21 protein-coding genes, 1 tRNA gene and 1 rRNA gene are annotated in these 23,726 nt (G+C 62.8%); 20 read left to right on the forward strand and 3 right to left on the reverse strand.

Going from position 1 to position 23,726, the window contains the following annotated elements; all coding sequences use genetic code 11:
- The first annotated feature begins 30 nt into the window (after positions 1-30).
- The 19 genes from rrf (at position 31) to AC1DWA_RS28235 (ending at position 18,304) form a co-directional block, all read left to right on the forward strand.
- A 5S ribosomal RNA gene (gene rrf / locus AC1DWA_RS28145) occupies positions 31-147 on the forward strand.
- A 61-nt stretch (positions 148-208) separates the two neighbouring features.
- Positions 209-1,150, forward strand: coding sequence for a tetratricopeptide repeat protein (locus AC1DWA_RS28150; protein ID WP_073513327.1), 942 nt, complete (start codon positions 209-211; stop codon positions 1,148-1,150).
- A complete protein-coding gene (locus tag AC1DWA_RS28155; RefSeq protein ID WP_084324783.1) occupies positions 1,147-2,130 on the forward strand; it encodes an HAD-IIA family hydrolase in 984 nt (327 codons plus the stop codon). The genes AC1DWA_RS28150 and AC1DWA_RS28155 overlap by 4 nt, the downstream gene beginning before the upstream one ends.
- A 76-nt stretch (positions 2,131-2,206) precedes the next feature.
- A complete protein-coding gene (locus AC1DWA_RS28160) occupies positions 2,207-2,449 on the forward strand; it encodes a hypothetical protein (RefSeq protein WP_019748595.1) in 243 nt (80 codons plus the stop codon).
- 1 nt (position 2,450) lies between these two features.
- On the forward strand, positions 2,451-3,308 hold the full coding sequence (locus AC1DWA_RS28165; protein ID WP_029255446.1) for a TlyA family RNA methyltransferase: 858 nt from the start codon (positions 2,451-2,453) through the stop codon (positions 3,306-3,308).
- Entirely contained in the window at positions 3,305-4,252 is a 948-nt protein-coding gene (locus AC1DWA_RS28170; RefSeq protein WP_019748593.1) for an NAD kinase, read from the forward strand. Before AC1DWA_RS28165 ends, AC1DWA_RS28170 begins: the two co-directional genes overlap by 4 nt.
- Before the next feature lie 2 nt (positions 4,253-4,254).
- On the forward strand, positions 4,255-6,033 hold the full coding sequence (recN, locus tag AC1DWA_RS28175) for a DNA repair protein RecN (protein WP_477917354.1): 1,779 nt from the start codon (positions 4,255-4,257) through the stop codon (positions 6,031-6,033).
- A gap of 86 nt (positions 6,034-6,119) precedes the next feature.
- Positions 6,120-7,304 carry a putative cytokinetic ring protein SteA gene (steA, locus tag AC1DWA_RS28180; RefSeq protein WP_477847865.1) on the forward strand — a complete coding sequence of 395 codons (1,185 nt, stop codon included), beginning with the start codon at positions 6,120-6,122 and terminating at the stop codon, positions 7,302-7,304.
- On the forward strand, positions 7,301-8,254 hold the full coding sequence (locus AC1DWA_RS28185) for a copper transporter (RefSeq protein ID WP_477847867.1): 954 nt from the start codon (positions 7,301-7,303) through the stop codon (positions 8,252-8,254). Before steA ends, AC1DWA_RS28185 begins: the two co-directional genes overlap by 4 nt.
- 156 nt (positions 8,255-8,410) lie before the next feature.
- Positions 8,411-10,171 carry a CTP synthase gene (locus tag AC1DWA_RS28190; RefSeq protein ID WP_167343344.1) on the forward strand — a complete coding sequence of 587 codons (1,761 nt, stop codon included), beginning with the start codon at positions 8,411-8,413 and terminating at the stop codon, positions 10,169-10,171.
- A 6-nt stretch (positions 10,172-10,177) separates the two neighbouring features.
- Positions 10,178-10,810 carry an NUDIX domain-containing protein gene (locus AC1DWA_RS28195; protein WP_019748589.1) on the forward strand — a complete coding sequence of 211 codons (633 nt, stop codon included), beginning with the start codon at positions 10,178-10,180 and terminating at the stop codon, positions 10,808-10,810.
- Between the two features lies 1 nt (position 10,811).
- Positions 10,812-11,735: a site-specific tyrosine recombinase XerD gene (xerD, locus tag AC1DWA_RS28200; RefSeq protein ID WP_019748588.1), complete on the forward strand. Its 924-nt coding sequence runs from the start codon at positions 10,812-10,814 to the stop codon at positions 11,733-11,735.
- Between the two features lie 143 nt (positions 11,736-11,878).
- Positions 11,879-12,892, forward strand: a complete 1,014-nt coding sequence (locus AC1DWA_RS28205; protein WP_020969711.1) for a ParA family protein — start codon at positions 11,879-11,881, stop codon at positions 12,890-12,892.
- Positions 12,892-13,764 carry a segregation and condensation protein A gene (locus tag AC1DWA_RS28210; RefSeq protein WP_019748586.1) on the forward strand — a complete coding sequence of 291 codons (873 nt, stop codon included), beginning with the start codon at positions 12,892-12,894 and terminating at the stop codon, positions 13,762-13,764. The genes AC1DWA_RS28205 and AC1DWA_RS28210 overlap by 1 nt, the downstream gene beginning before the upstream one ends.
- Positions 13,761-14,489: an SMC-Scp complex subunit ScpB gene (gene scpB, locus AC1DWA_RS28215; protein ID WP_269577159.1), complete on the forward strand. Its 729-nt coding sequence runs from the start codon at positions 13,761-13,763 to the stop codon at positions 14,487-14,489. The genes AC1DWA_RS28210 and scpB overlap by 4 nt, the downstream gene beginning before the upstream one ends.
- A gap of 77 nt (positions 14,490-14,566) precedes the next feature.
- Positions 14,567-16,012: a pseudouridine synthase gene (locus tag AC1DWA_RS28220; RefSeq protein WP_080910933.1), complete on the forward strand. Its 1,446-nt coding sequence runs from the start codon at positions 14,567-14,569 to the stop codon at positions 16,010-16,012.
- 11 nt (positions 16,013-16,023) lie between these two features.
- Positions 16,024-16,704 carry a (d)CMP kinase gene (cmk, locus tag AC1DWA_RS28225; RefSeq protein WP_029255443.1) on the forward strand — a complete coding sequence of 227 codons (681 nt, stop codon included), beginning with the start codon at positions 16,024-16,026 and terminating at the stop codon, positions 16,702-16,704.
- Positions 16,701-18,128, forward strand: a complete 1,428-nt coding sequence (der, locus tag AC1DWA_RS28230) for a ribosome biogenesis GTPase Der (protein WP_477847872.1) — start codon at positions 16,701-16,703, stop codon at positions 18,126-18,128. The genes cmk and der overlap by 4 nt, the downstream gene beginning before the upstream one ends.
- A 102-nt stretch (positions 18,129-18,230) precedes the next feature.
- Positions 18,231-18,304 (forward strand) — tRNA-Pro (locus tag AC1DWA_RS28235).
- 61 nt (positions 18,305-18,365) lie between these two features.
- Here AC1DWA_RS28235 and AC1DWA_RS28240 read toward each other — a convergent pair.
- A complete protein-coding gene (locus AC1DWA_RS28240) occupies positions 18,366-18,731 on the reverse strand; it encodes a hypothetical protein (RefSeq protein WP_477847874.1) in 366 nt (121 codons plus the stop codon).
- Positions 18,732-19,619: 888 nt separating this feature from the next.
- On the opposite strand from AC1DWA_RS28240, the gene AC1DWA_RS28245 reads away from it, so the two are divergent.
- Positions 19,620-20,636 carry a hypothetical protein gene (locus tag AC1DWA_RS28245; RefSeq protein ID WP_397524565.1) on the forward strand — a complete coding sequence of 339 codons (1,017 nt, stop codon included), beginning with the start codon at positions 19,620-19,622 and terminating at the stop codon, positions 20,634-20,636.
- A gap of 10 nt (positions 20,637-20,646) precedes the next feature.
- Here AC1DWA_RS28245 and AC1DWA_RS28250 read toward each other — a convergent pair whose 3' ends face one another.
- Both AC1DWA_RS28250 and AC1DWA_RS28255 read right to left on the reverse strand, forming a co-directional pair.
- Positions 20,647-22,107, reverse strand: coding sequence for a hypothetical protein (locus tag AC1DWA_RS28250; RefSeq protein WP_477847876.1), 1,461 nt, complete (start codon positions 22,105-22,107; stop codon positions 20,647-20,649).
- Positions 22,100-23,092 (reverse strand): hypothetical protein, encoded by a 993-nt coding sequence (locus AC1DWA_RS28255; RefSeq protein WP_477847878.1) that lies wholly within the window; start codon positions 23,090-23,092, stop codon positions 22,100-22,102. Before AC1DWA_RS28255 ends, AC1DWA_RS28250 begins: the two co-directional genes overlap by 8 nt.
- Positions 23,093-23,726 lie beyond the last annotated feature (634 nt).

Consider the following 23,726-nt stretch of genomic DNA (forward strand, 5'->3'; position numbering starts at 1 on the left):
AGGTTGGTTACTGTGACAGTTTCATAGAGTTACGGCGGTCATAGCGAAGGGGAAACGCCCGGTCCCATTCCGAACCCGGAAGCTAAGCCCTTCAGCGCCGATGGTACTGCACTCGACAGGGTGTGGGAGAGTAGGACACCGCCGAACACCCGTTAACCGAAAGGGGACCCAACATATTGGGTCCCCTTTCGTGCGTTGTATGAGAGGAATGACTGTGTCGGAGAATGGCGACGAGCGTCGGTCCTTCCGTGGGGGAGGAGCGCCTCGATCAGGTGGCCCCCGTCGTGACAACGACGGGCGTGGATCACGCGGCGCTGCAGGCGGAGACCGCCGCGGTGGTGCCGGAGACAACAACCGTGGCGGTGCTGGAAACAGTAACCGTGGCGGCGGATTCAACGGCGGACAGCGTCGCGGCGGCGAGGGTGGGTTCACCCCTCGTGGACGCGACGGCGACCGCAACCGTCAGCAAGCACGACCTGACGAACCGGATTTGCCCGACAACGTAGAGCCCACCGAGTTGGATCCGGCCGTTCGTCGGGATCTGCTCAGCCTCGACAAGGACAACGCCAACACAGTTGCGCGTCACCTGGTCATGGCAGGCAAGCTTGTCGACGAAGACCCGGAACTTGCACTGCTCCACGCTCGTGCTGCTCGTCAGCGCGCCGGCCGAATTGCGGTCGTTCGTGAAGCTGCTGGAATCACCGCGTACCACGCCGGTGAATGGGCTGAAGCTCTCTCCGAGCTTCGTGCTGCCCGTCGAATGGCTGGTGGACCGGGTCTGATCGCTGTCATGGCCGACTGCGAACGCGGTTTGGGTCGACCCGAACGCGCCATCGAGCTCGGCCGTAGCGACGAGGCTGCCCTGCTTTCCGGCGACGAGGCTTCGGAGTTGAGGATCGTGGTCGCCGGCGCCCGCATGGATCTCGGTCAGTTCGATCAGGCAGTTGTCACACTGCAGACCAAGGATCTGGACGCAGCGCGTACCGGTGAAGCGGCAGCTCGGCTTTTCTATGCGTACGCTGATGCCCTCGTTGCAGCAGGTCGTGTCGAAGACGGATTGAAGTGGTTCCTCAATGCTGCAGCTGCAGACCTCGAGGGTGACACGGATGCTGAAGAACGGGTGGCCGAGTTGACCGGAGAAGATCAGTGACCGTGCTTCGTACTCAGTACGACGTACTTTTGCTCGATCTCGACGGCACGCTGTACGCCGGAGCTCATGCGATTCCCGGCACCCAGGCTGCGTTGGGTCAGGGTACGCAGGCTTTGTACTACGTGACCAACAATGCGAGTCGCTCGCCTTCGGCAGTGTCCGCGCATCTGACCGAACTCGGTTTCGATTCCGAAGACGATCGCGTGGTCACCAGTTCTCAGACGGCGGTGCGTCTGTTGGCTGAGCGTCTCGAACCCGGTGCCGCTGTACTCGTCGTCGGTACCGATGCATTGGCCGACGAGGTGACGCGCGTCGGGTTGCTTCCGGTGCGCGAATTCGCGGATTCCCCGGTTGCAGTCGTCCAAGGACATTCGACGGAGACCAACTGGTCGATCCTCGCCGAGGCATGCTTGGCGATCAGGGCCGGGGCGCTGTGGGTGGCTGCAAACCTGGACACCACACTGCCGTCGGAACGAGGTTTGGTGCTCGGCAACGGCTCGATGGTGGCGGCTCTGCGCGCCGCCACGAGGCAGGAACCCTTGGTGGCAGGCAAGCCTGCTGCTCCGCTGATGGAGGATGCGCTTGCACGCAGTGGGTGCTCGCGTCCACTGGTCGTCGGCGATCGCTTGGACACTGATATCGAAGGCGCACATGCTGTTTCGATCGACTCACTGTTGGTACTGACCGGTGTGAGCACGCCGGGCGACGTACTGCGGGCTCCGATTGAGCAGCGCCCCACCTACATTGCAGCAACTCTGGATTCGCTCAATCAGCCGGCTGTCGAATCGCTGGTCGGTGCGGACTCCAAGTGGTCTGTCTCCGTGAACGGGTCGGCGCTGGTTGTCGACGGCCCGGTTGTCGGGGACGAAATGTCACTTCTACGTGCGGTTGCGCCTGTCGCATGGGCTAATCCGTCGTTCCAGACGCTGGAAGCGTCGGATGCCGGCGTGGCGGATCTGTTTGCTTCCTGGCTGGCCTGATTTCTCGCATATGTGTTCGACTCGCGGGGGTGCGGGTGTATGCGCAACGGAGAGTCATGCACTAACGTTGTGCCCGATGAGCACGCCGACACCGCACCCCGGAAACTCGAGCAACGGATCACCGCTRCCCGGGTCACGCCCTACCGTCGATCCGGAACGAATACGTTCTGACGTCGACGGTTTGCTGGCACGCCTCGGCGGCATCGAACACGATCCGAACGATCATCACGGAGCAGGTGTGATTCCGCAGAAGGCACATATTTTGGAACAGGCACACGAGGTGCTCGTCCAGGCACTCGCCTCTGTGGACAGGGCTTGACGTGGCACGTAGAGCACGGGTGGACGCCGAATTGGTCCGTCGCGGTCTGGCACGATCGAGAGATCATGCGCAAGAACTGATCTCCGCGGGCCGAGTTCTCATTTCCGGAGCAGTTGCGACCAAGCCCGCGACGGCGATCGAAGCCGGAACGCCACTTCGGGTCGTCGAGGTGGAGCAGGAAGTTTCGTGGGCGTCGCGCGGTGCTCACAAACTGATCGGTGCCCTTGACGCCTTCGGTACCGAAGGATTGACGGTCGAAGGTCGCCGGTGCCTCGACGCCGGCGCTTCCACCGGCGGGTTCACGGACGTTCTGCTGACACGCGGTGCGAAGGAAGTTGTCGCCGTCGACGTCGGTTACGGCCAATTGGTGTGGCGCCTACAGTCCGACGACCGAGTGCATGTCATCGACCGAACCAATGTTCGCGCTATCGATGCCGAGACGATCGGCGGAACTGTCGATCTCGTTGTCGCGGACCTGTCGTTCATCTCTCTCAAACTGGTACTCGGGGCGTTTGTCGCCTGTACCGCTGACGGCGCGGACCTGGTTCCGATGGTCAAGCCTCAGTTCGAGGTGGGCAAGGACCGCGTCGGTGCCGGTGGCGTCGTACGAGATCCGGAACTGCGAATCTCCGCTGTGCTCGACGTGTCGGAGGCTGCTGCAAAGGTAGGTCTGCGGACGTTAGGTGTCGTGGCCAGCCCATTGCCCGGTCCGTCGGGAAATGTCGAGTATTTCCTGTGGCTTCGAAAGTCGGGTACATCCGGCGACGAAGAGACGGATACCGACGCCGAGACGAACACCGAGGGAATTCCTACGGTGGAGGACATGATTCGCAAGGCTGTAGAGGAAGGGCCCCAGTGAACGCGGTCACGAACGGCGAGTCGCGCGAGATCCTTCTTGTCGCACACCCTGGTCGACGTGACATCACGGAAACTGCCAAGCGGGTCGGGAAGATCTTCGAGCGCGCGGGAATTGGACTGCGAGTCCTCGTCGACGAAGCAGACAGCTCGCGCATCGAAGCAATGACGGAACCAGAGGGTTTCTCTGCGCCGGGTCTCGACGTCACGGTTGTTCATCCCGGCCCTGATGCTGCCGTTGGATGCGAGTTGGTACTTGTTCTCGGTGGCGACGGCACGTTTCTGCGCGCCGCCGAACTCGCTCAAGAAGCGTCCATTCCTGTACTGGGCATCAACCTCGGACGGATCGGATTTCTGGCAGAGACCGAGGCCGAGCATCTCGACGAGGCTCTCGCACAGGTAGTTCGCAAGGAATATCGCGTCGAGTCCCGTATGACACTCGACGTCGTGATTCGGGTGGACGACGAGATCATCGACCGCGGGTGGGCGCTCAACGAGGCCAGTATCGAGAACCGTTCGCGTCTGGGAGTTCTCGAAGTTGTCCTCGAAGTCGATGGCAGACCGGTGTCCGCGTTCGGTTGCGACGGTGTTCTCGTGTCCACTCCCACAGGCTCGACCGCTTATGCATTTTCCGCAGGCGGCCCCGTCGTGTGGCCCGAACTCGAAGCATTGCTCGTCGTACCCAGCAACGCGCATGCGCTGTTCGCGCGGCCGTTGGTCACCAGCCCGAATTCGATCATCGCGGTGGAGACCGTCGCAGGCAGCCACGACGGCCTGGTCTTCTGCGACGGCCGTCGTACCTTGGAACTGCCTGCCGGCGCTCGCGTCGAGATCGTTCGCGGCGCCACTCCCGTCAAGTGGGTCCGGTTGGACTCTGCGCCTTTCGCTGATCGGATGGTTCGCAAGTTCGAGCTTCCGGTTACCGGATGGCGAGGAAGGAAGCCTTAATCGTGCTCGCAGAGATCCGTATCGACAGTCTTGGTGTGATCTCCGAGGCCAGCGCCCAGTTTCACGAGGGCCTGACCGTCCTGACCGGTGAAACCGGCGCAGGTAAAACGATGGTCGTCACCAGCTTGCACCTCCTCAGCGGAGCGCGAGCGGATGCCGGTCGAGTGCGGTTGGGCGCGTCGCGAGCCGTTGTCGAAGGACGATTCATCGCCGACGACGTCTCACCGGCCACCGAGCGTGAGATCGTCCGAATCCTGGAATCGTCCGGCGCCGAGCGCGACGAGGACGGGACCATCATCGCCGTGCGGACAGTCGGCAGCGATGGGCGGTCTCGGGCTCATCTCGGCGGACGAAGCGTGCCGGCGGGAGTTCTCTCCGAATTCACGGACCCACTTCTGACTGTCCACGGACAGAACGATCAGCTGCGATTGCTTCGTCCCGACCAGCAACGCAACGCGCTGGACCGCTTCGGGGACAAGGCAATCGGAACGCTGCTGACGAGGTACCGCAAACACCGTCGTGAATGGCTCGATGCTCGTTCGGAGTTGATCGAGCGCACGTCGAAGGCTCGTGAACTGGCACAAGAAGCAGATCAGTTGACCTTCGCGCTCAACGAAATCGACGGCGTGGCACCCGAGCCCGGCGAGGACACGGCGATCGTTGCCGAAGTTCGTCGACTCAGTGAACTCGATTCGCTCCGCTCGGCTGCGGAAGAGGCGCACGCTGCGCTCGCCGGTAGTGACGACATGGCAAGCGGCGACGTCGGTGTCATGCCGGCGCTAGACCTGATGTCCGAAGCGAGGGCGCGCATCGAGTCGGTCACCGACGCCGATCTGGATGGCCTCGGTTCCCGGTTGGCCGACGCTATTGCCGTCGTCACCGACGTTGCCGGTGACCTGAACACCTACCTGTCGGGGCTGCCCGCAGACCCGGGTGCTCTGGACTCTTTGTTGTCGCGGCAATCGGAACTGAAGACTCTGACTCGCAAGTACGCCGCCGATGTCGMCGGTGTTCTCGAATGGGCAGATACTGCTCGCGCTCGTCTATCCAAACTCGACGTGTCCTCGGATGCGTTGTCACTGTTGGCCAAGCAGGTCGAGGAGACGGCTGGCCTGACCGCGGAAGCCGCTACCAAGCTGAGCGCCGCGCGAGTCAAGGCGGCGGCAAAGCTCGCCAAAGCCGTCAGCGCGGAACTCGCCGGTCTGGCGATGGGACGTGCGGGCCTCGAAGTGACTGTGCGTTCGCAGCCTGCCGGCCCGCAGGACTCGGCGCCGCTCAGTGTCGGGGGAGTAGACCTGCATGCCGGGTCTGCCGGCGTCGACGAGGTGGAATTTCGCCTGTCAGCGCACAGTGGGGCACCGTCACTTCCGATCAGCAAGAGCGCTTCGGGTGGCGAGCTGTCACGCGTCATGCTGGCGCTCGAGGTTGTTCTCGCTGGTAGCGACACCGGTGCGACGATGGTTTTCGACGAGGTGGACGCGGGGGTTGGTGGCCGCGCTGCTGTCGAGATCGGCCGCCGATTGGCGAAACTTGCTCGTACGCATCAGGTTATCGTTGTCACCCACCTTCCGCAGGTTGCTGCGTTTGCCGACACCCACCTCGTGGTGGACAAGGTCGACGACAAAGGCGGAGTGGTGAGCAGTGGCGTGCGGACCTTGTCGGATTCGGATCGGGTGGTCGAATTGGCCCGTATGTTGGCAGGGCTGGACGACACCGAAACCGGTCGTGCGCACGCCGAAGAACTGCTCGAGATCGCGAATGCGGCCCGCGTCACAGATTGAAGGTTCTGTGGTGTTGGTGTGACTGATGTGGTAGTTGTCGGCGCGCCTCCACCGGTCAACGCGGTTTCAGGTTCATCATCGAAGCCATGAAGATGCCCGGATTGCTCTCACGTAACACCGAATCCTTGCCTGGGATCAGTGGCATCGCCAGGGCCGATCGGAACACGGCGAAGCTTCTACGCCGTGTCGGTCCTGGAGACATCGTGATCCTCGACGAAGTCGACATCGATCGCCGGACCGCCGATGCTCTGGTGAAAGCCGGAGTCATGGCCGTGGTCAACGCGTCGCCGTCGATTTCGGGGCGGTACCCCAACCTCGGACCGGAAGTGATCGTCGCCAACGACATCGTTCTCGTCGATGCTGTCGACGGTGATGTCTTCAAGAACATCAAGGACGGAAGCAAGATCCGCCTGCACGAGGGCGAGATCTTCAACGGCGAGAAGAGCCTCGTCAAGGGTGAAGAGCAGACCGAGACCGAAATATCCGACCGGATGATCGAGGCCAAGACCGGCCTGGTCGATCACTTGGAAGCGTTCTCGGGTAACACCATCGAGTTCATCCGCACCGAAAGCCCGTTGCTCATCGACGGAATCGGTGTTCCGGACATCGATATCGACTTGAAGGACCGCCATGTCGTGGTCGTCTCCGACGGCCCCGAACGCGAGACCGATCTGAAGAACCTCAAGCCCTTCATCAAGGAGTATTCGCCGATCTTGATCGGTGTCGGCGCAGGTGCGGACGTGTTGAGCAAGGCCGGATACCGCCCCGATCTGATCGTGGGCGACCCGGAGGAAATCACCAGTTCCACGCTCAAGTCCGGCGCGGAAGTTGTTCTGCCTGCAGACCAGGACGGTCATGCGGCGGGGCTTTCCCGAATCCAGGATCTCGGTATCGGGGCGATGACGTTCCCGGCGACCTGCTCACCGACCGACCTTGCCCTGCTGCTTGCCGATCACCACGGAGCTTCACTGATCGTGACGGTCGGCAACGTGGTGTCCTTGGACGAGTTCTTCGACCGTGGGCGTCGTGAAAGCAATCCGTCGGCGTTCATGACACGGCTCAAGGTTGGACCGAAACTGGTCGACGCCAAGGCTGTAGCAACGCTGTATCGAAGTCGAGTGTCCGGCGGCGCGATCGCGCTCCTGGTGCTCGCCGCCCTGGTGGCAGTGATCGTCGCCCTGGTCGTGTCCAATGCCGGTAGTGAAGTTCTCGACTGGGCAATCGCAACGTGGAACAGCTTCGCGCTGTGGGTTCAGGGGCTCTTCAAGTGATTTCGATGCGTCAACATGCAATTTCCATAGCGGCAATCTTTCTGGCACTCGCGATCGGCGTGGTGCTCGGTTCCGGAATGCTGTCGAGTGGATTGCTGTCCGGTCTGCGTGACGACAAGGCGGACCTGCAGAACGAGATCGAAGACCTCAATCAACAGTCCAATCAGCTTCAGCAGCAACTCAATTCCGCGGACGGCTTCGATGCCGCTGTCGGCGGTCGCGTCGTGCGTGACAGTCTCGCTGGTCGCACCGTCGTCGTCATCACGGCACCGGACGCGGATCCCAGTGATCTCGACGGTGTCAACCGACTCGTCACTGCCGCCGGCGGCGCCGTGACCGGACGCGTCTCGCTCACCGATTCGTTTGTCGACGCCACCGGCGGTGACCGTTTGCGGACCGTCGTCACCAATGTCATCCCTGCGGGGACCACCCTCAAGACCGGTGCGGTCGATCAGGGCAGTCTCGCAGGTGATCTACTCGGGTCGGTCCTGCTTCTCAACGGGCAGAACAGCGAACCGCAGAGCACTCCGGACGAGATGAATCTCGCGCTCGACTCGCTGCGTAGCGCCGGTTTCATCAGCTACGACGACGGAGCGGTCAAGCCGGCTCAGCTCGCCGTGGTTCTCACCGGCGACAACAAGAGTGAATCCGACGCAGCCACGGGTAACCGCGGCGCCGTCATCGCCCGGTTTGCCGGTGCTCTCGACGGACGCGGCGCAGGAACGATTCTCGCGGGCCGGCCTGGCTCGGCCGAGGGCAGTGGTCCGGTTGCCGTCGCGCGTGCGGACGCGGCGCTCTCAGCGGGCTTGACGACCATCGACAACATCGACCGGGAATCGGGCAAGATCACGACGCCGTTGGCACTTCAGGAACAGTTGAACGGAGGCGCCGGCCGCTACGGCACGGGACCGGGAGCGGCGGCGGTTACCGTCGGCGCACCCACCAACTGAACACCCCGGTATTGATACGCCGGTCACATCGGGGGCGGAAAGTCGGCGCGTTGTAGGCACCGACCCCCGATAGGTGTTACCGTGAAATCCCGTGGGTCGGCAGGCCCCAGCATGCTTCATCAGACCAAGCCCTGCACAGTCGTCACGGGAGCCCCTTTGCCACAGTCACGCACTAACACGCGTACCGCCACCAAGCACATCTTCGTCAGCGGAGGTGTAGCTTCCTCGCTCGGCAAAGGTTTGACCGCCTCGAGCCTGGGACAGTTGTTGACCGCGCGGGGAATGCGCGTGACCATGCAGAAGCTCGATCCCTATCTCAATGTGGATCCGGGCACCATGAACCCCTTCCAGCACGGCGAGGTCTTCGTCACCGAAGACGGTGCCGAGACCGACCTCGACGTCGGGCACTACGAGCGGTTCCTCGACCGTGACCTATCCGGTCAGGCGAACGTCACCACCGGCCAGGTGTACTCGACGGTCATCGCCAAGGAACGTCGTGGCGAGTACCTCGGTGACACCGTTCAGGTCATCCCGCACATCACCGACGAGATCAAGCGTCGCATCCTCGAGATGAGCGGCCCGGATCTGCAGGGACACCGCCCGGATGTCGTGATCACCGAAATCGGTGGAACCGTCGGCGACATCGAATCGCAGCCCTTCCTCGAAGCCGCTCGCCAGGTCCGCCACGACGTCGGCCGCGACAACGTCTTCTTCCTGCACGTCTCCCTCGTGCCGTACCTCGGCCCCTCCGGAGAACTCAAGACCAAGCCCACGCAGCACTCGGTTGCGTCGTTGCGCAGCATCGGCATTCAGCCCGACGCGCTGATCCTTCGTTGCGATCGTGACGTTCCGCAGGGCCTCAAGAACAAGATCGCGCTGATGTGCGACGTGGACGTCGACGCCTGCATCTCGACGCCCGACGCTCCCTCGATCTACGACATCCCGAAGGTTCTGCACCGTGAGGGCCTCGACGCCTACGTCGTTCGCCAGCTCGGTCTCCCGTTCCGCGACGTCGACTGGACCGTGTGGGGCAACCTCCTCGATCGTGTTCACCAGCCGCGTGAGACCGTGCGCGTCGCGTTGGTCGGCAAGTACGTCGACCTGCCCGACGCATACCTCTCCGTCACCGAGGCACTGCGCGCCGGTGGATTTGCCAACCGGTCGAAGGTCGAGATCTCCTGGGTCCCGTCGGACGCCTGTGAGACGGAAGCCGGAGCGCAGGCCGCTCTCGGTGACGTCGACGGTGTTCTGATCCCGGGCGGCTTCGGCATCCGCGGCATCGAGGGCAAGCTCGGCGCGATCCGTTTCGCACGTTCACGCAAGCTGCCGCTGCTGGGTCTGTGCCTGGGTCTGCAGTGCGTCGTCATCGAGGCTGCTCGCAGCGTCGGCCTCGACGATGCCAACTCAGCCGAGTTCGAGCCGGACACCAAGCACCCGGTCATCTCGACGATGGCTGATCAGGAAGACGTCGTCGCCGGTGACGCCGACCTCGGTGGCACCATGCGTCTGGGTGCTTACCCGGCCGTGCTGACCAAGGGTTCCGTCGTCGCTCAGGCCTACGGAACCGAGGACGTCTCCGAGCGTCACCGTCACCGCTACGAGGTCAACAACACCTACCGCGACCGGATTGCCAAGTCCGGCTTGCAGTTCAGCGGAACCTCGCCGGACGGTCACCTGGTCGAGTTCGTCGAGTACCCGCGCGAGCAGCATCCGTTCTTCGTTGCCACCCAGGCACACCCGGAGCTCAAGAGCCGCCCGACGCGCCCGCACCCGCTGTTCGCCGCCTTCGTCGAAGCAGCGTTGACGTACAAGCTCGAAGAGCGCCTGCCCGTCGACGTCCACGGTGACGAGAAGATCGACACCGCTGCCACCGAGACGGCGCTCGACGCTGCAGTCGAGAACGTGGAAAAGGTCTAGCCACAGATGAGCGATCCCGGTCGGCACGAATTCGACACCCTCGGCTCCAAGACGGTCTACACCGGCGCGATCATCGCGTTGCGCGTCGACACCGTTGCGATGCCTGGTGGTCAGCGTGCCGATCGGGAAGTCGTCGAACACCACGGCGCCGTTGCTGTCGTGGCACTGGACGAGCACGACAACCTGGTGCTGATTCACCAGTACCGTCACCCGCTCGGGCACCGGTTGTGGGAAATCCCCGCTGGTCTGCTCGACGCTGCGGGGGAGAGCCCGGTCGAGGCGGCAGCGCGCGAGCTGGGCGAAGAAACCGGACTCGGCGCCGATCGATGGTCGGTGCTGGTCGATGTAGCTCTCTCACCCGGGTTCACGGACGAGGCGGTTCGCGTCTTCCTCGCCGAGGGGCTGCACGAGGTGGAGCGCGACGATCCCGAACACGAAGAAGCCGATCTCGAGATTTCGCGAGTTCCGCTCGCCGACGCCGTCGACATGGCTCTGCGCGGCGACATCGTCAATGCCACCGCGGTATCGGGCATTCTCGCGATCGCTACCGCACGCGCGACGGGAAAGCCGCTGCGCCCGGCTGACGCACCGTGGCCCGATCGTCCTCGCGCATTCGGAGAACGCAAGTCGCGAGCCTGAAGTGCTTGCCCGACAGGTGGATTCGTATCTCGACCATCTAGCGGTCGAGCGAGGATCTGCGCGCAACACTCTGCTTTCGTATCGCCGCGACCTGAATCGGTATGCGGAGTACCTGAACGGGCGCGGCATCGACGACGTCGCGGGCGTGACGGAAAACGACGTCACCGAATTCGTGACTCATCTGCGCCTGGGTGACAAAGATGCCGGCGTCGTACCGTTGGCCGCCAGTTCGGCAGCGAGGACCCTGATCGCGGTCCGCGGATTCCACAAGTTCTCCGCCGCCGAGGGCCTGGTCGGTGTCGATGTGGCTCGAACGGTCAAGCCGCCGACGCCCGGACGCAAGTTGCCCAAGGCTCTGCCGCTCGACGACGTGATCGCCCTACTCGACGCTTCGGGTGGCGGTGCGGCCGGTGACGGGCCCCGCGACCTGAGGGATCGCGCTCTCTTAGAGCTTCTGTACTCGACCGGAGCACGCATCACCGAGGCGATCGATCTGGACGTCGACGACATCGACACCGAAACCCGTTCCGTGCTGCTCAAGGGCAAGGGCGGCAAGCAGCGGATCGTCCCCGTCGGCAGGCCGGCGATCGCCGCCGTCGACGCGTATCTCGTCCGCGGGCGCCCCAGCCTCGCGACGCGTGGTGTTCCTGCCCTCTTTCTCAACGCTCGCGGGGGACGCCTCTCGCGTCAGAGTGCATGGCAGATTCTTCAGGACGCGGCCGCGTCGGCCGGGATCAAGGCGGACGTCTCACCCCATACGCTCAGGCACTCGTTTGCCACACACCTGCTCGACGGCGGCGCGGACGTACGCGTCGTGCAGGAACTTCTCGGTCACGCTTCGGTAACCACGACGCAGATCTACACACTGGTCACCGTCACAGCGCTGCGCGAAGTGTGGGCTCAGGCACACCCCCGCGCCCGTTAGGCGTTGGTTGGCTCATGCGTGTCTGCGAGACCATTCGGTGATGTAAGCGGTAGCGTTCAAGGAGCGCGAGCGGCCTCCACCGCAGTTTCGGGGGTTTGCCGGCGCCGAGAGCAACCGCCGAAAGAGTAGGGGAGCATCGGACCGTGTCGACATCGCAGCCACCAGCGGCGGAGTCCGCGCCGCCGCATGTCAATGCCCAACTCTTCGAGCGCGTGAACGAATCAGCACCAGCTGTACCCTCCGAACCAGAGGCGATGTTCGAAATAGATACGACGCCAGTAGCCTCTCCACCTGCGGAAACCCCTGCTGTTTCCACGGAAGAACTCGGTCCGACGGGCCGGCCGGTCCGCGAGGTACCCCAACCGACACCGTTGGCGCACCACGGACCCGCGATGATCATCGCGATGTGCAACCAGAAGGGCGGCGTCGGCAAGACGACGTCGACCATCAACCTGGGCGCGTCGTTGGCCGAATACGGTCGCCGAGTGCTCTTGGTGGATCTCGATCCCCAAGGAGCGTTGTCTGCTGGTCTGGGCGTTCAGCATCACGACCTGGAACTGACCGTCCACAATCTCCTGGTCGAACCGCGTGTGTCCATCGACGACGTGTTGATGCGCACTCGGGTGGACGGTCTGGACCTGCTCCCCAGCAACATCGACCTTTCGGCCGCCGAGATTCAATTGGTCACCGAGGTCGGGCGTGAGCAGACTTTGGGGCGCGTGCTGCACCCGGTTCTCGATCGGTACGACTACGTCCTCATCGACTGCCAGCCGTCGCTTGGCCTGCTCACGGTCAATGCGCTGGCGTGCGCCGATTCGGTCATCATTCCGATGGAATGCGAGTACTTCAGCCTGCGCGGCCTGGCGCTTCTCAACGACACCGTCGAAAAGGTGCACGACCGTCTCAATCCGAAGCTCGAGTTGGCCGGCATCGTCGTCACGATGTTCGACGCCCGGACCCTGCACGCTCGTGAGGTGATGGCGCGAGTGGTCGAGGTGTTCGGCGACGTCGTCTACGACACGGTGATCAACCGCACCGTTCGATTCCCCGAAACCAGCGTTGCCGGTGAGCCGATCACGACGTGGGCGCCGAAATCGGCTGGCGCCGAGGCATATCGAGCCTTGGCCCGCGAGGTCATTCACCGGTCTGGTCGTTAGTGGAACTGATTGCATCGCAAGAAGATCCGGTCGAAGTCGAGCCGGATTCGATCGATCCGAACGTGCCGACCGACGCTCAGACCGCAGCCAAGGCTGCCGGTTTTCGAGTCACTCTCCGGAACTTCGAAGGCCCGTTCGATCTGCTGTTGAACCTGATCAATCAACGGCAGCTCGACGTCACCGAAGTCGCCCTTCACACCGTCACGGACGATTTCATCGCGTACACCAAGGAACTCGGCAGTGCGATGGGCCTTGATCAGACGACGGAATTCCTGGTTGTCGCAGCTACGCTTCTGGATCTGAAAGCGGCCAGGTTGTTGCCCGCCGGGCAGGTCGAGGACGCGGAGGATCTGGCGCTTCTCGAAGCACGTGATCTTCTCTTCGCGAGACTGCTGCAGTACCGGGCGTACAAACAGGTTGCGGCGCTGTTCGGTGAGTTGGAGGAAGCAGCGCTGCGGCGCTATCCGCGCTCTGTCGCCGTCGAGGATCAGTTCACCGAACTCCTGCCCGAGGTGTTGTTGGGCGTCGACCCTCAGCGTTTTGCGGAGATCGCGGCGACGGTGTTCACACCGCGTCCGGTGCCGACAGTGGGCCTCGATCACCTCCATGTGTCCAATATCTCGATACCCGAACAGGCCGAGCGAATTCTCGAGTTGCTGCGCGAGCGAGGCATCGGGGAGTGGACACCATTCGGGGACCTCGTTGCCGAGTGCGAAATCACTGTCGAGATAGTGGCAAGGTTTCTCGCATTGCTCGAGCTGTATCGCCGGCAGGTCATCGTGTTCGAGCAACCCGAGGCCCTCGGACCGCTGATGGTGAGTTGGACCGGAGACGACCCGGCCGCGCCGGTCACAGAGGAGGACTACGGATGAATGCCGAACCGACGGAATCAGAGTCTTCGCAGCTAGACGAGATTATCGAGCCTACCGACGACGCCTCGGAGTCCGAAGAGTCTGCACCCGATTTCGACCTCGACGACGATCAACTCGACGCAGTGCTGGAGTCGCTTCTGCTTGTCGTGGATTCGCCGGCGGAAGTGAACCAACTCGCATCTGTCACCGGAACCGCGCCGGAGCGCGTCGAAGAACGCCTGACGTCGATGTCGGCCGCATTGACCGCTCGCGGCAGCGGAATGGACCTTCGCTACGCGGGCGACGGATGGCGTCTGTACACGCGACAAGAGTTTGCCCCGTACGTGGAAAAGCTGCTATTGGACGGCGCACGCACCAAATTGACCAGGGCGGCATTGGAAACTTTGGCCGTAGTCGCATACCGTCAACCGTTGACTCGTGCGCGGATCAGTGCGGTACGAGGCGTCAACGTGGACGGGGTGGTACGCACCCTCCTTGCCCGCGGACTGATCGCGGAAGCCGGGCCTGACCCGGACACCAACGCGACACGGTACTCCACGACCGAACTGTTCCTCGAACGGCTCGGACTGGCCTCGCTCAGCGAGCTCCCGGAGTTGGCCCCGCTCTTGCCTGATGTCGATCTCATCGACGACATCAGCGAAAGCCTGGAATCCGATCCGCGATTTGCGAGAATGAACAAGGCAGACGTGCCCACTGAGGTAGTGGACACCGAAGTCGACGACTGACCGGAATTCCGGCCGTCGTCAGCACCGAGAAAGACCCGACCACGCTCGGGAAACAGTAGAAAACTGACAGGAAAAAAGTGAACAATCCCGCTCGCCGAGATGGCACACCGGACCGTAACAACTCCCGCGACAACCGCGGCGCACGCAGCGATGCCCCCCGTGGTGGTCGCAGCGACGCCCCCCGCGGCGCACGTAGCGAAGCGCCCCGTGGTGGACGCAGCAACACTTCCCGCAGTACCTCCGGATACGACCGCAACGCCGGATCCGACCGTCCCCGCACGGACGACCGTCGCGGTGGATTCAATGATGACCGTCGCCCGCCGCGCAGCGATGACCGTCGCCCGCCGCGCAGCGACGACCGTCGCCCGCCGCGCAGTGACGACCGTCGCCCCGCACGTACGGACGACCGCCGCGGCGGTTACAACGACGATCGGCGCGGACCGCGCACTGACGACCGCCGCGGACCCCGCAGCGATGACCGCCGTACCCCCCACGTAGACGCCCGTCGGGCACCGCGCGGTGGCGCCGACCGTCGTAGTGACGATCAGCGCGGCGCACGCCCCGACGCTCCTCGCGGCGGCGCATGGTCGAACGCACCTCGTGGATCCAAGTTCGACGGACCTCCGCGCAAGCGCCCGGCAGCTCCCACACCGCCGGCGACCAACAAGCGTGGCAAGCCGAAGACCGAGAAGCCGCAGCGTGTCGTCTCTCAGAACCCGTTGGTCTCCAACGCCAAGCCGGCGCGTCACCAGCATGCCGAGATCACCAAGCACGACGGCCCGCCGAAGGGCGACGGCGTCCGCTTGCAGAAGGTGCTGGCTCAGGCCGGCGTCGCATCACGCCGTGCAGCTGAAGAACTGATCGACCAGGGGCGCGTCGAGGTCGACGGCCGCATCGTGGTCGAACAGGGTCTGCGTGTCGACCCCGAGAACGCAGTGGTTCGTGTCGACGGCGTCCGCGTCGTCGTGCAGAAGGACCTCGTCTACCTCGCGATGAACAAGCCGCGTGGCTGGCAGTGCACCATGTCCGACGATCTCGGTCGTCCGTGCGTCGGTGACATCGTCTCCGAGCGCGTTCAGTCCGGTCAGCGGCTCTTCCACGTCGGCCGTCTCGACGCCGACACCGAAGGCTTGCTCCTCTTCACCAACGACGGCGACTTGGCTCACCGCCTGATGCACCCGTCGTTCGAGGTTCCGAAGACGTACCTCGCCACGGTTCACGGCGTTGTCGAGCGCAGCACCGGCAAGCAGCTGCGTGACGGTGTCACTCTCGATGACGGTCCGGCCAAGGTGGACGCGTTCACCGTGCTCGAGATCAACGAGGGCAAGACGCTCGTCAAGCTCGTTCTGCACGAGGGTCGCAAGCACATCGTGCGTCGCCTCCTCGATGCCGTCGGTCACCCCGTTGTCCGTCTGGTTCGCACCAACGTCGGAGTTGTCGCTCTCGGCGATCAGCGTCCGGGAACGCAGCGCGTCCTCGGACGTAGCGAGGTCGGAGGACTGTACGAGGCGGTCGGCCTGTGACCGATTCGTCCATGCCGCTGGTAGTCGCGATGGACGGACCGTCCGGAACCGGCAAGTCCAGCGTCTCTCGCGCGTTGGCGCAGCGTTTGGGTGCTCGCTACCTCGACACCGGAGCCATCTACCGGATCGCGACCCTGCACGTGCTTCGTCAGGGAATTGATCTGGCGGATTCCGCCGCGATCACCGCCGCCGTTGCGGCATTGCCGTGGTCCATCGGTACCGATCCGAGCAGCGAGCAGGTGCACCTCGACGGCGCGGACGTCAGCGAGGAGATCCGCGGCGACGCGGTCACCAAAGCTGTCTCCGCGGTGTCGGCCGTACCCGAGGTTCGCGACCTGCTGGTCGCCACTCAGCGTGAGCTGGCGGCCGGAGCGGAGCGGATCGTCGTGGAAGGTCGCGACATCGGAACCGTCGTACTCCCCGATGCAGACGTCAAGATCTTCTTGACCGCATCGGCGGAAACCCGTGCAGCACGGCGCAATACGCAGAACGTCGGCCAAGGCCGTGAAGACAATTACGAAGCGGTGCTGGCTGATGTGCAGCGCCGTGACCATCTCGATTCGACTCGGGCAGTGTCGCCGTTGCGCCCTGCCGAGGATTCCATCCTGGTGGATACGAGCGAATTGGGAATTGAAGATGTGATCGCCAAGTTGCTGTTGGTGGTCAGCGACAGAACTGGAGCAGTGCAGTGAGCGACGATCTGGTAACCGAATATGCCGGTGACGGAACTTGGTCCGAGGAATCGGAGTGGGATTACGCCGATCTCGAAGCGGACGGCGAAGGCGAAGCGCACATTGCCGTCCCGACCTTGGCTGTTGTCGGTCGACCGAACGTCGGCAAGTCGACGCTCGTCAACCGCATCATCGGCCGTCGTGAAGCGGTAGTCGAGGACATCCCCGGCGTTACCCGTGACCGCGTCTCGTACGAGGCGAACTGGGCCGGACGGCGCTTCCTCGTCCAGGACACCGGCGGATGGGAACCCGACGCAAAGGGTCTTCAGCAGGCCGTTGCCCGCCAGGCCGAATTGGCCATGGGAACTGCTGACGCCATTCTCCTGGTCGTCGACGCCGTTGTCGGCGCTACGACGACGGACGAAGCTGTCGCTCGAGTGCTTCGCCGCTCGAAGACTCCGGTCATCCTCGTTGCCAACAAGGTGGACGACGGACGCACCGAGTCCGAGGTTGCAGCGCTGTGGTCCTTGGGCCTCGGTCAGCCGTACTCCGTGAGTGCGACGCACGGACGCGGTACCGGCGACCTGCTCGACGAGGTTCTCGAGAAGCTGCCGGAAACCCCGCGTGAAGGTATCCCCGGCGGCGGCCCGCGTCGTGTTGCTCTCGTCGGAAAGCCGAACGTCGGAAAGTCCAGCTTGCTCAACAAGCTGTCCGGTGACGAGCGGTCCGTCGTGCACAATGTTGCCGGCACCACCGTCGACCCCGTCGACTCCATCGTCGAACTCGGCGGGCGCCCTTGGCGTTTCGTCGACACGGCTGGTCTGCGCAAGCGTGTCAGCCATGCCAGCGGCGCGGAGTTCTATGCGTCGCTGCGTACGAAGAGTGCGATCGAGGCCGCTGAGGTCGCGATCCTGCTCATCGACGCACATGAGCCGATCACCGAGCAGGACCTCCGTGTTCTGAGCATGGTGGCCGACACGGGTCGTGCATTGGTGATCGCATTCAACAAGTGGGACCTCGTGGACGAGGACCGTCGACTCATGCTGGACAAGGAAGTGGACCGCGATCTGGTCCGCGTTCCGTGGGCTCAGCGAGTCAACATCTCCGCCCACACCGGTCGCTCCGTGGCGAAGCTCGTGCCTGCGCTCGACACGGCTCTGGAGTCCTGGGACAAGCGAATCCCCACGGGTCGCCTGAACACCTGGCTCAAGGAAGTTGTGGCAGCAACACCGCCGCCAATGCGTGGTGGTCGCCTGCCTCGCATCATGTTCGCGACTCAGGCAAGCACACGCCCGCCGACATTCGTTCTCTTCACCACGGGCTTCCTCGAGGCCGGCTACCGCCGCTTCATCGAGCGGCGTCTGCGTGAAGAGTTCAACTTCGACGGCAGCCCGATCCGCGTATCCGTCCGAGTGCGCGAGAAGCGTGACCGTAAGGGCCGCTGATTCTGCGTCCAATTCGGTACTGAAACGGCTCTGACCAGCCGATTGGTACTTCGGCCCGTCCCTGATGTAATCTTTCCAAGCGCCCGAAACAAGGGCGTGGGACGGGCTGTGGCGCAGCTTGGTAGCGCACTTGACTGGGGGTCAAGTGGTCGCAGGTTCAAATCCTGTCAGCCCGACCGAAGTTAGATCAAAAAGGCAGTTTCTCAGAAATGAGAAACTGCCTTTTTATTTGTGCCTTCAGAGGTTCGGCAACGGATCTCGTGGGAAGTCCTGCGGTGACGTGATCTCCGCGTCGGCAGCGTTCACGACTGCAACATATTCTTCGTTGATCTCGTACGTTATGCCCGCGGCAGTGAAGTGCGGCGTGGACGCGGTGTCGACTGGGCCGAGAACGGTCCTTCTCGGAAACTGGGTGAGGATCGACCTCGGCACTTTTCTGGACCGAAAGCTCGTCGAGAACACGGTGATCGCCTTTCGGCTCACCACGACAAACACACTCGGTTTCGCGCTCATCAGAACGTCTGCTGGAAATACGTACCGGATCTCGTCATCTGGATCCAGGTAAGACCGAAGGCGCTCGCGAACATCCGCAGAAACCGGCATGGGCGGAAGGTTAGCAGCACGAGCATAAGAGCTTGCAAAGTTCGTGGTGTCGACCGGCCAATAAACCGAGTATTTCTACGGCGCTTATCCACCGTTTGGCGATTTTGCTCCTATTTCCCGGCGATGGAGCGGGCGTTGGACCTTACCAATGTCAAGGCGACGTTGATCTTGCTGTCTGGTCATCAGACGCTGGCGATACGGCGGTGGTCGAGTCGATGGCCAGCTTCAGTCCGGTGCTCGGAGCGGAAGTCCTCGCTGTCACTGGTGGTGATCTCACTGCGTTCGGAACCCCAGATCGGTTGGCGAAATACCTTGACCCGATCCCCATCGCGTACGTCGAAACGAGGCCGCCGGAGATCGTCGAAGCTACTAGGTTCACAGTGAGTTCGGGGATGGTCCTCGATTGGCCGACGGAACGATTAGCCCCGGCTGCTGAGGCGTGGTGGTGGTTGGAACGGCCTTTCCGATGCCGGCCGAATTGATTCCGCGTGCTGCATGTTGCTAGATCTCGCGTACGATGACTACTACGAATATTTCCCGGGGTCGCTTTGCCACTGCCCGGACATTTACGAGTTGCCTGGCATTAGCGCTGACGTGCGGCGAGTGCTGCGCTCGACCAACGCGATCGAGTTTCTGACTGCCCGGTATTTGGGGGTTGTGAAAACCGGCGAGGGCACGTAGGGCGCGCTCGTGTGCGAGGCAGTTTGTAAGCGAAATGTCGGATACTATTCGACCGTTGTTAAGAAATTTCGCTCGGGACTGCACCCGGTCTCGTCGACATGTCAACTGAGGTGGGTGCAGTCCCTTTCGGCTAACGTGACAGCACCGTCTGCGGGTGTGCGAGCTGATTTCCGTCCTTATTTCCGTGCGTAGTGGGAAGATCGTGATATGACTACGGCTGCCTATCTCGCGTCGGTTCCCGCTGATCGTGCGAACAACCCACACATCCTCAACTGGTGGACGACCGAACAAGACGAGGTCGTCAAAAACGCGATTGCGAGTCACCAGTGGCACTACTTTCTCGTGGTTCCGTCTCTAATTGACAAGATCACCGATAGGGCCATTATGGATGAATGGCGGGCTTCTGATCCGCTGTGCAGCCAATACGACTGGACTGGCGTTCTAAGTCATTTCATAGCAGCGCGTGGAAGAACTCTCGGATTCGAGCAGGCGATTCAACCGTCAATGCAGAAGAGTTGCCTGATCTGTTCGACACAGTTCCAGGAGGCAGACCTGCTTTTGTGGGCTTTCCGCAGGCTCGGAGACCGCTCAGCGCTCGATTATTGCGAAGCATGTTGTAGAAGGGCCTTCCAGCCACGATCAAAGGCTGAGACGCCAACGGAGGTGGAGGCATATGCCGTAGATCTCGCTGCTGCCCTTCAGACCATTCCGCCTCCCCAGTTCTTCGAGAACGTTCGGGACCTTCATTCGTATGATCCACTACTCCGAACTGAACTGATGAAGATCGCCCAGCGCAGCCCCACCGTCGGACGTATCAAGAAAACCCACGGTTCCTGGTTTCAGGTGCTTGTCGCCTCCGGAGTCCTCCCGGAGGGGACATTGCGCGAAGGTAGGGGAACACGATGCCTGGCGACCGATGGCCACGTGTGCCTTTCGATAGCCGAGAAGACAATTGACGACTGGCTTACACACCACGACATCCAACACGAGAAGGAACCGTTCTACCCCAACAGTCGGCTCCGCGCGGATTTCAAAGTGGGCGATGTTCTCATCGAGTACTTCGGTCTGGCAGGGGATTCGGAGTACGACAAGAGGATTGAGAAAAAGCGATATCTTGCAAGTATTCACGGTATCGAGCTCATTGAAATCTATCCCGTAGACCTCGCGAGCTGGAACATCAAACAGCGGGGGATCCTCGCATTGTTAACCCCGACCAGACCCTGACGGATCCCGTCTAGTCGAGAAAGTAGGCGAGGACTTTCTCGTTGGAATTCAGGATCTCTTCGGTAGCCACTCCGAGTTCGAGTGCGAGTTCGAGGGATCCGAGGAGGGCGACCTCTATGTCGGGGGAGAAGGCTCGTTCGAGCAACCCGAGGTAGTCGGACATGCTCGCATCGAGCTTCTCGATGAGCTCCCGATACTCAGCGGCGAGTTGCTCGTCGAGCGCCCGCTGTTCGCCGACGTATTGCGCGATCAGCGAAGCTTCCCGCTGGGAGAGGGAAGACGAAACGGTCTTGTACATGATGATTCCGACGGTGTTGCCGATCACGGCACCGAGGACAGGCACTGGGATGAGAGCCTGCCCGACGCAGGAGGACAGGGCGCTGACGGCGGTCTCCAGGCAGACGAGCTCCGCGTTCTCGATGAACTCCAGCTCATCGATCTCGCCACGACGGAGCTTGTTCGCCTGCTCCGCGACGCCGAAAGCCGCGGTGACGATCGAGCTGGCGACAGCGGCGGAGGTGGCGGTGAAGTTCGTAAGCCAGTAGATGCTGAACCCTCGGACACCGCCCTTGACGACGCCGAAACCGCCTTCGCCCGCGATGTCGGCCCAGTCCTCGCCAGTGAAATCTCTGAGCTGCGTGCCAGCACGGCGTTTCTCGACCACGGCCAGCGCCAAGGCGGTCCCGCCCTCGATCGCGGCGGCCGCAAGCGTGGCCTTCGCGCCCTCTCTCAGGGTCGGGCGGCTTTCCCGGTAGGCATCGCCGCGCAGGGACTGGTCGGTGGAGCGGAGGGAACCCTCCTCCGTCATGAGCGTCGCGTCATAAGCGCCCCTCTGCACCTCGGAGTACTCCAGGTGCGAGGGTTCGAGGGACTCGATGCTGACAGATCCCTCCACGAAGAAGGCTTGGATCCGGTTCCAGTCCTTGAGCGATGGGCCGTCACCGCCGAGCGTCAGGAGCTTGCCAGCATCCTCGCGTGGCATGGCGTGCAGCTTCCGGATCACCTCGAAGTGGTCGCGGGGAATCTGGTATTTTCCACCGCTTTCGACGAAGTCGGGATACCTCTCAAGATGGTCCGCGATCGCGCCGAGTCCGAAGCGGCCGCCGGCCGCGACGAACTTCTGCTGAATCTCCACGCCGCCGCGCATCAGGTCCACGGGGCCGTTGTCATTGACCCACTGATAGACAGGGCCGTTACCGAGGATCTGGCTTCGAGCGTTGCCGACGCCCACCTCAGCGACCTCGGCAATGAAGCCGTGCATGCCCTTGACTCCGCCGCGATTAGCGGCAACCACCTCGAGGTCTATTCTCCGCATCGCGTCGTGGAGGCTGGCGAGCGCGTCTTCGAAGTTCACGTCCTGCCGATTGAGGGCGCGTAGCAGGTTGTCCAGTCGGAGCTGGTTGAGGTAGTTCACCCAAGCGGCGACAGCCTGTTCCTGGTTGCTCTTCCCTAGTGTTGCCGCGTCACTCACCTTCGGGGTCCTGCTCGATTCGCTTGCCCAGCAAGGCCGCGCCTGCCTTTGTGTTGTTCACCAGCGCGGCGAGCTGGGACTGCTGCGGCGCAGACAACGCGCGGAAGTCGGCGCCGAAGTATCCCAGCGCGTCGCCGTAGCTCTGCAGGAGCAGTTCACGAAGGGAGGTGGTGCGCCGGAGGAGGTCGTCGATCTGAGCGTCTATGCCCTTGACGAGCACGGTGTTCAGCTTCACCGCGGTCAGCGCCTCCTGTTTCGCTGCGCGGTTCTCGAACTTGTTCTTCGCGAACAGCCCGATTGATGCGAGGAGGGTGGCCCCCGCGACTGTCCAGCCGACGGGGCCGGCGAGAGCGAGCAAGGCGCCACCTGCCGCAGTGCCTCCGCCTCCGGCCGCGATGGCTCTTCCTCCGAGCCAGGCCAGAGCAGCCTTGGTCGCGACGGCTCCGGAGAGAGTGGAGATCGCGGTGCCGGTCGATGCGGTGCCGAAGGTGGTGGCGACCCACAATGCAGCTGTCGGAGCCATGCTCGCGACCGCGGCGCCCGCGGTGAACCCAGCGCCTGCGCCGGCAGCCGACTTTCGCGCGGCTTCGAGGTCCTTGCGTGCGAACTCCTCCGCCTCCAGGAACTCGGTCTTGTGGACGTCGATCTCGTCGAAGTCGGTCTCGAACGACTTGGGGGTGTGAGCGACGCTGTTCACCAGCAGCTCGACGAGCTCGATCAGATCCGTCGAGCGTTCGCGCTGGCGTAGGAGAGAAAGGCCCTTGTCGTTCATCGAAGCGAACGCGCCGTTGTACTGGGCTATGGCCTCCTCGTAGGGGTCTGCCTTCTTCGTGGTCAGCTTCCCGGCGGTGCCTACGGCGACGTCCTCGAGGTCGCTGGTCTGCTCGATCAGTTGCTTTGAGCTATTCCGCGCGAACTTGCCGAAGCTGCCGACAGCTTTGTCGAAGCCCTGCTTGGCCCTGTCCATCCTGAGCGGTTCAACCATCGAGATCTCCGAACTCCGTCGCTGTGTCCTGGCGACAGTGCTGTGTCCTGGCGACAGGACAATATCGGACATGAGAGACAACGTGGACGCACCGGTTGGTTTCGAAGTGACTGGCCCGCCTCGATTCCCCAACTACGGCTACCCCAACGTGTCGTGTCGGGCGACCACGGTGAAGCGGTCGTCCGAATTTGAGAGGGGGAAAGCGTATTTCGCAGAGGTCTTTGGGAGATGTACGGGATTGGTGTGCGCGGTGATAGGGCCGTGCCAGGCAGAGACCGTCGAGGCTGCCCACATTCGTGCGTTCGCCAAGCATGGGGTTCATGAACTCAGGGACGGCATCTCGCATCAGAATCGCCGCAGCAACAAAATGATATCCAATTCTCTGTTGTCGCAACGTACTGATAGCGGTGCCGTGCTCGTCTGCGCTGCCCTCAACAGGACGAAACCCCGCCCTGATGTCTGAGGTCGAGGCGGGGCATATCTCAAGTCGCCGTACGATGCCCTGAACGGCTGAATCACCCTGCTGGGCCTACCCATTGAAAACCTCAGCGTCTCGACCGTAATACGCCACGGCCAAGAGAACGGACCGATCGGGCACAAATCCACCAAAAGGACGACTCCGACGATGGCATGC

The organism is Rhodococcus sp. P4_F3_2 (genome assembly GCF_056401335.1).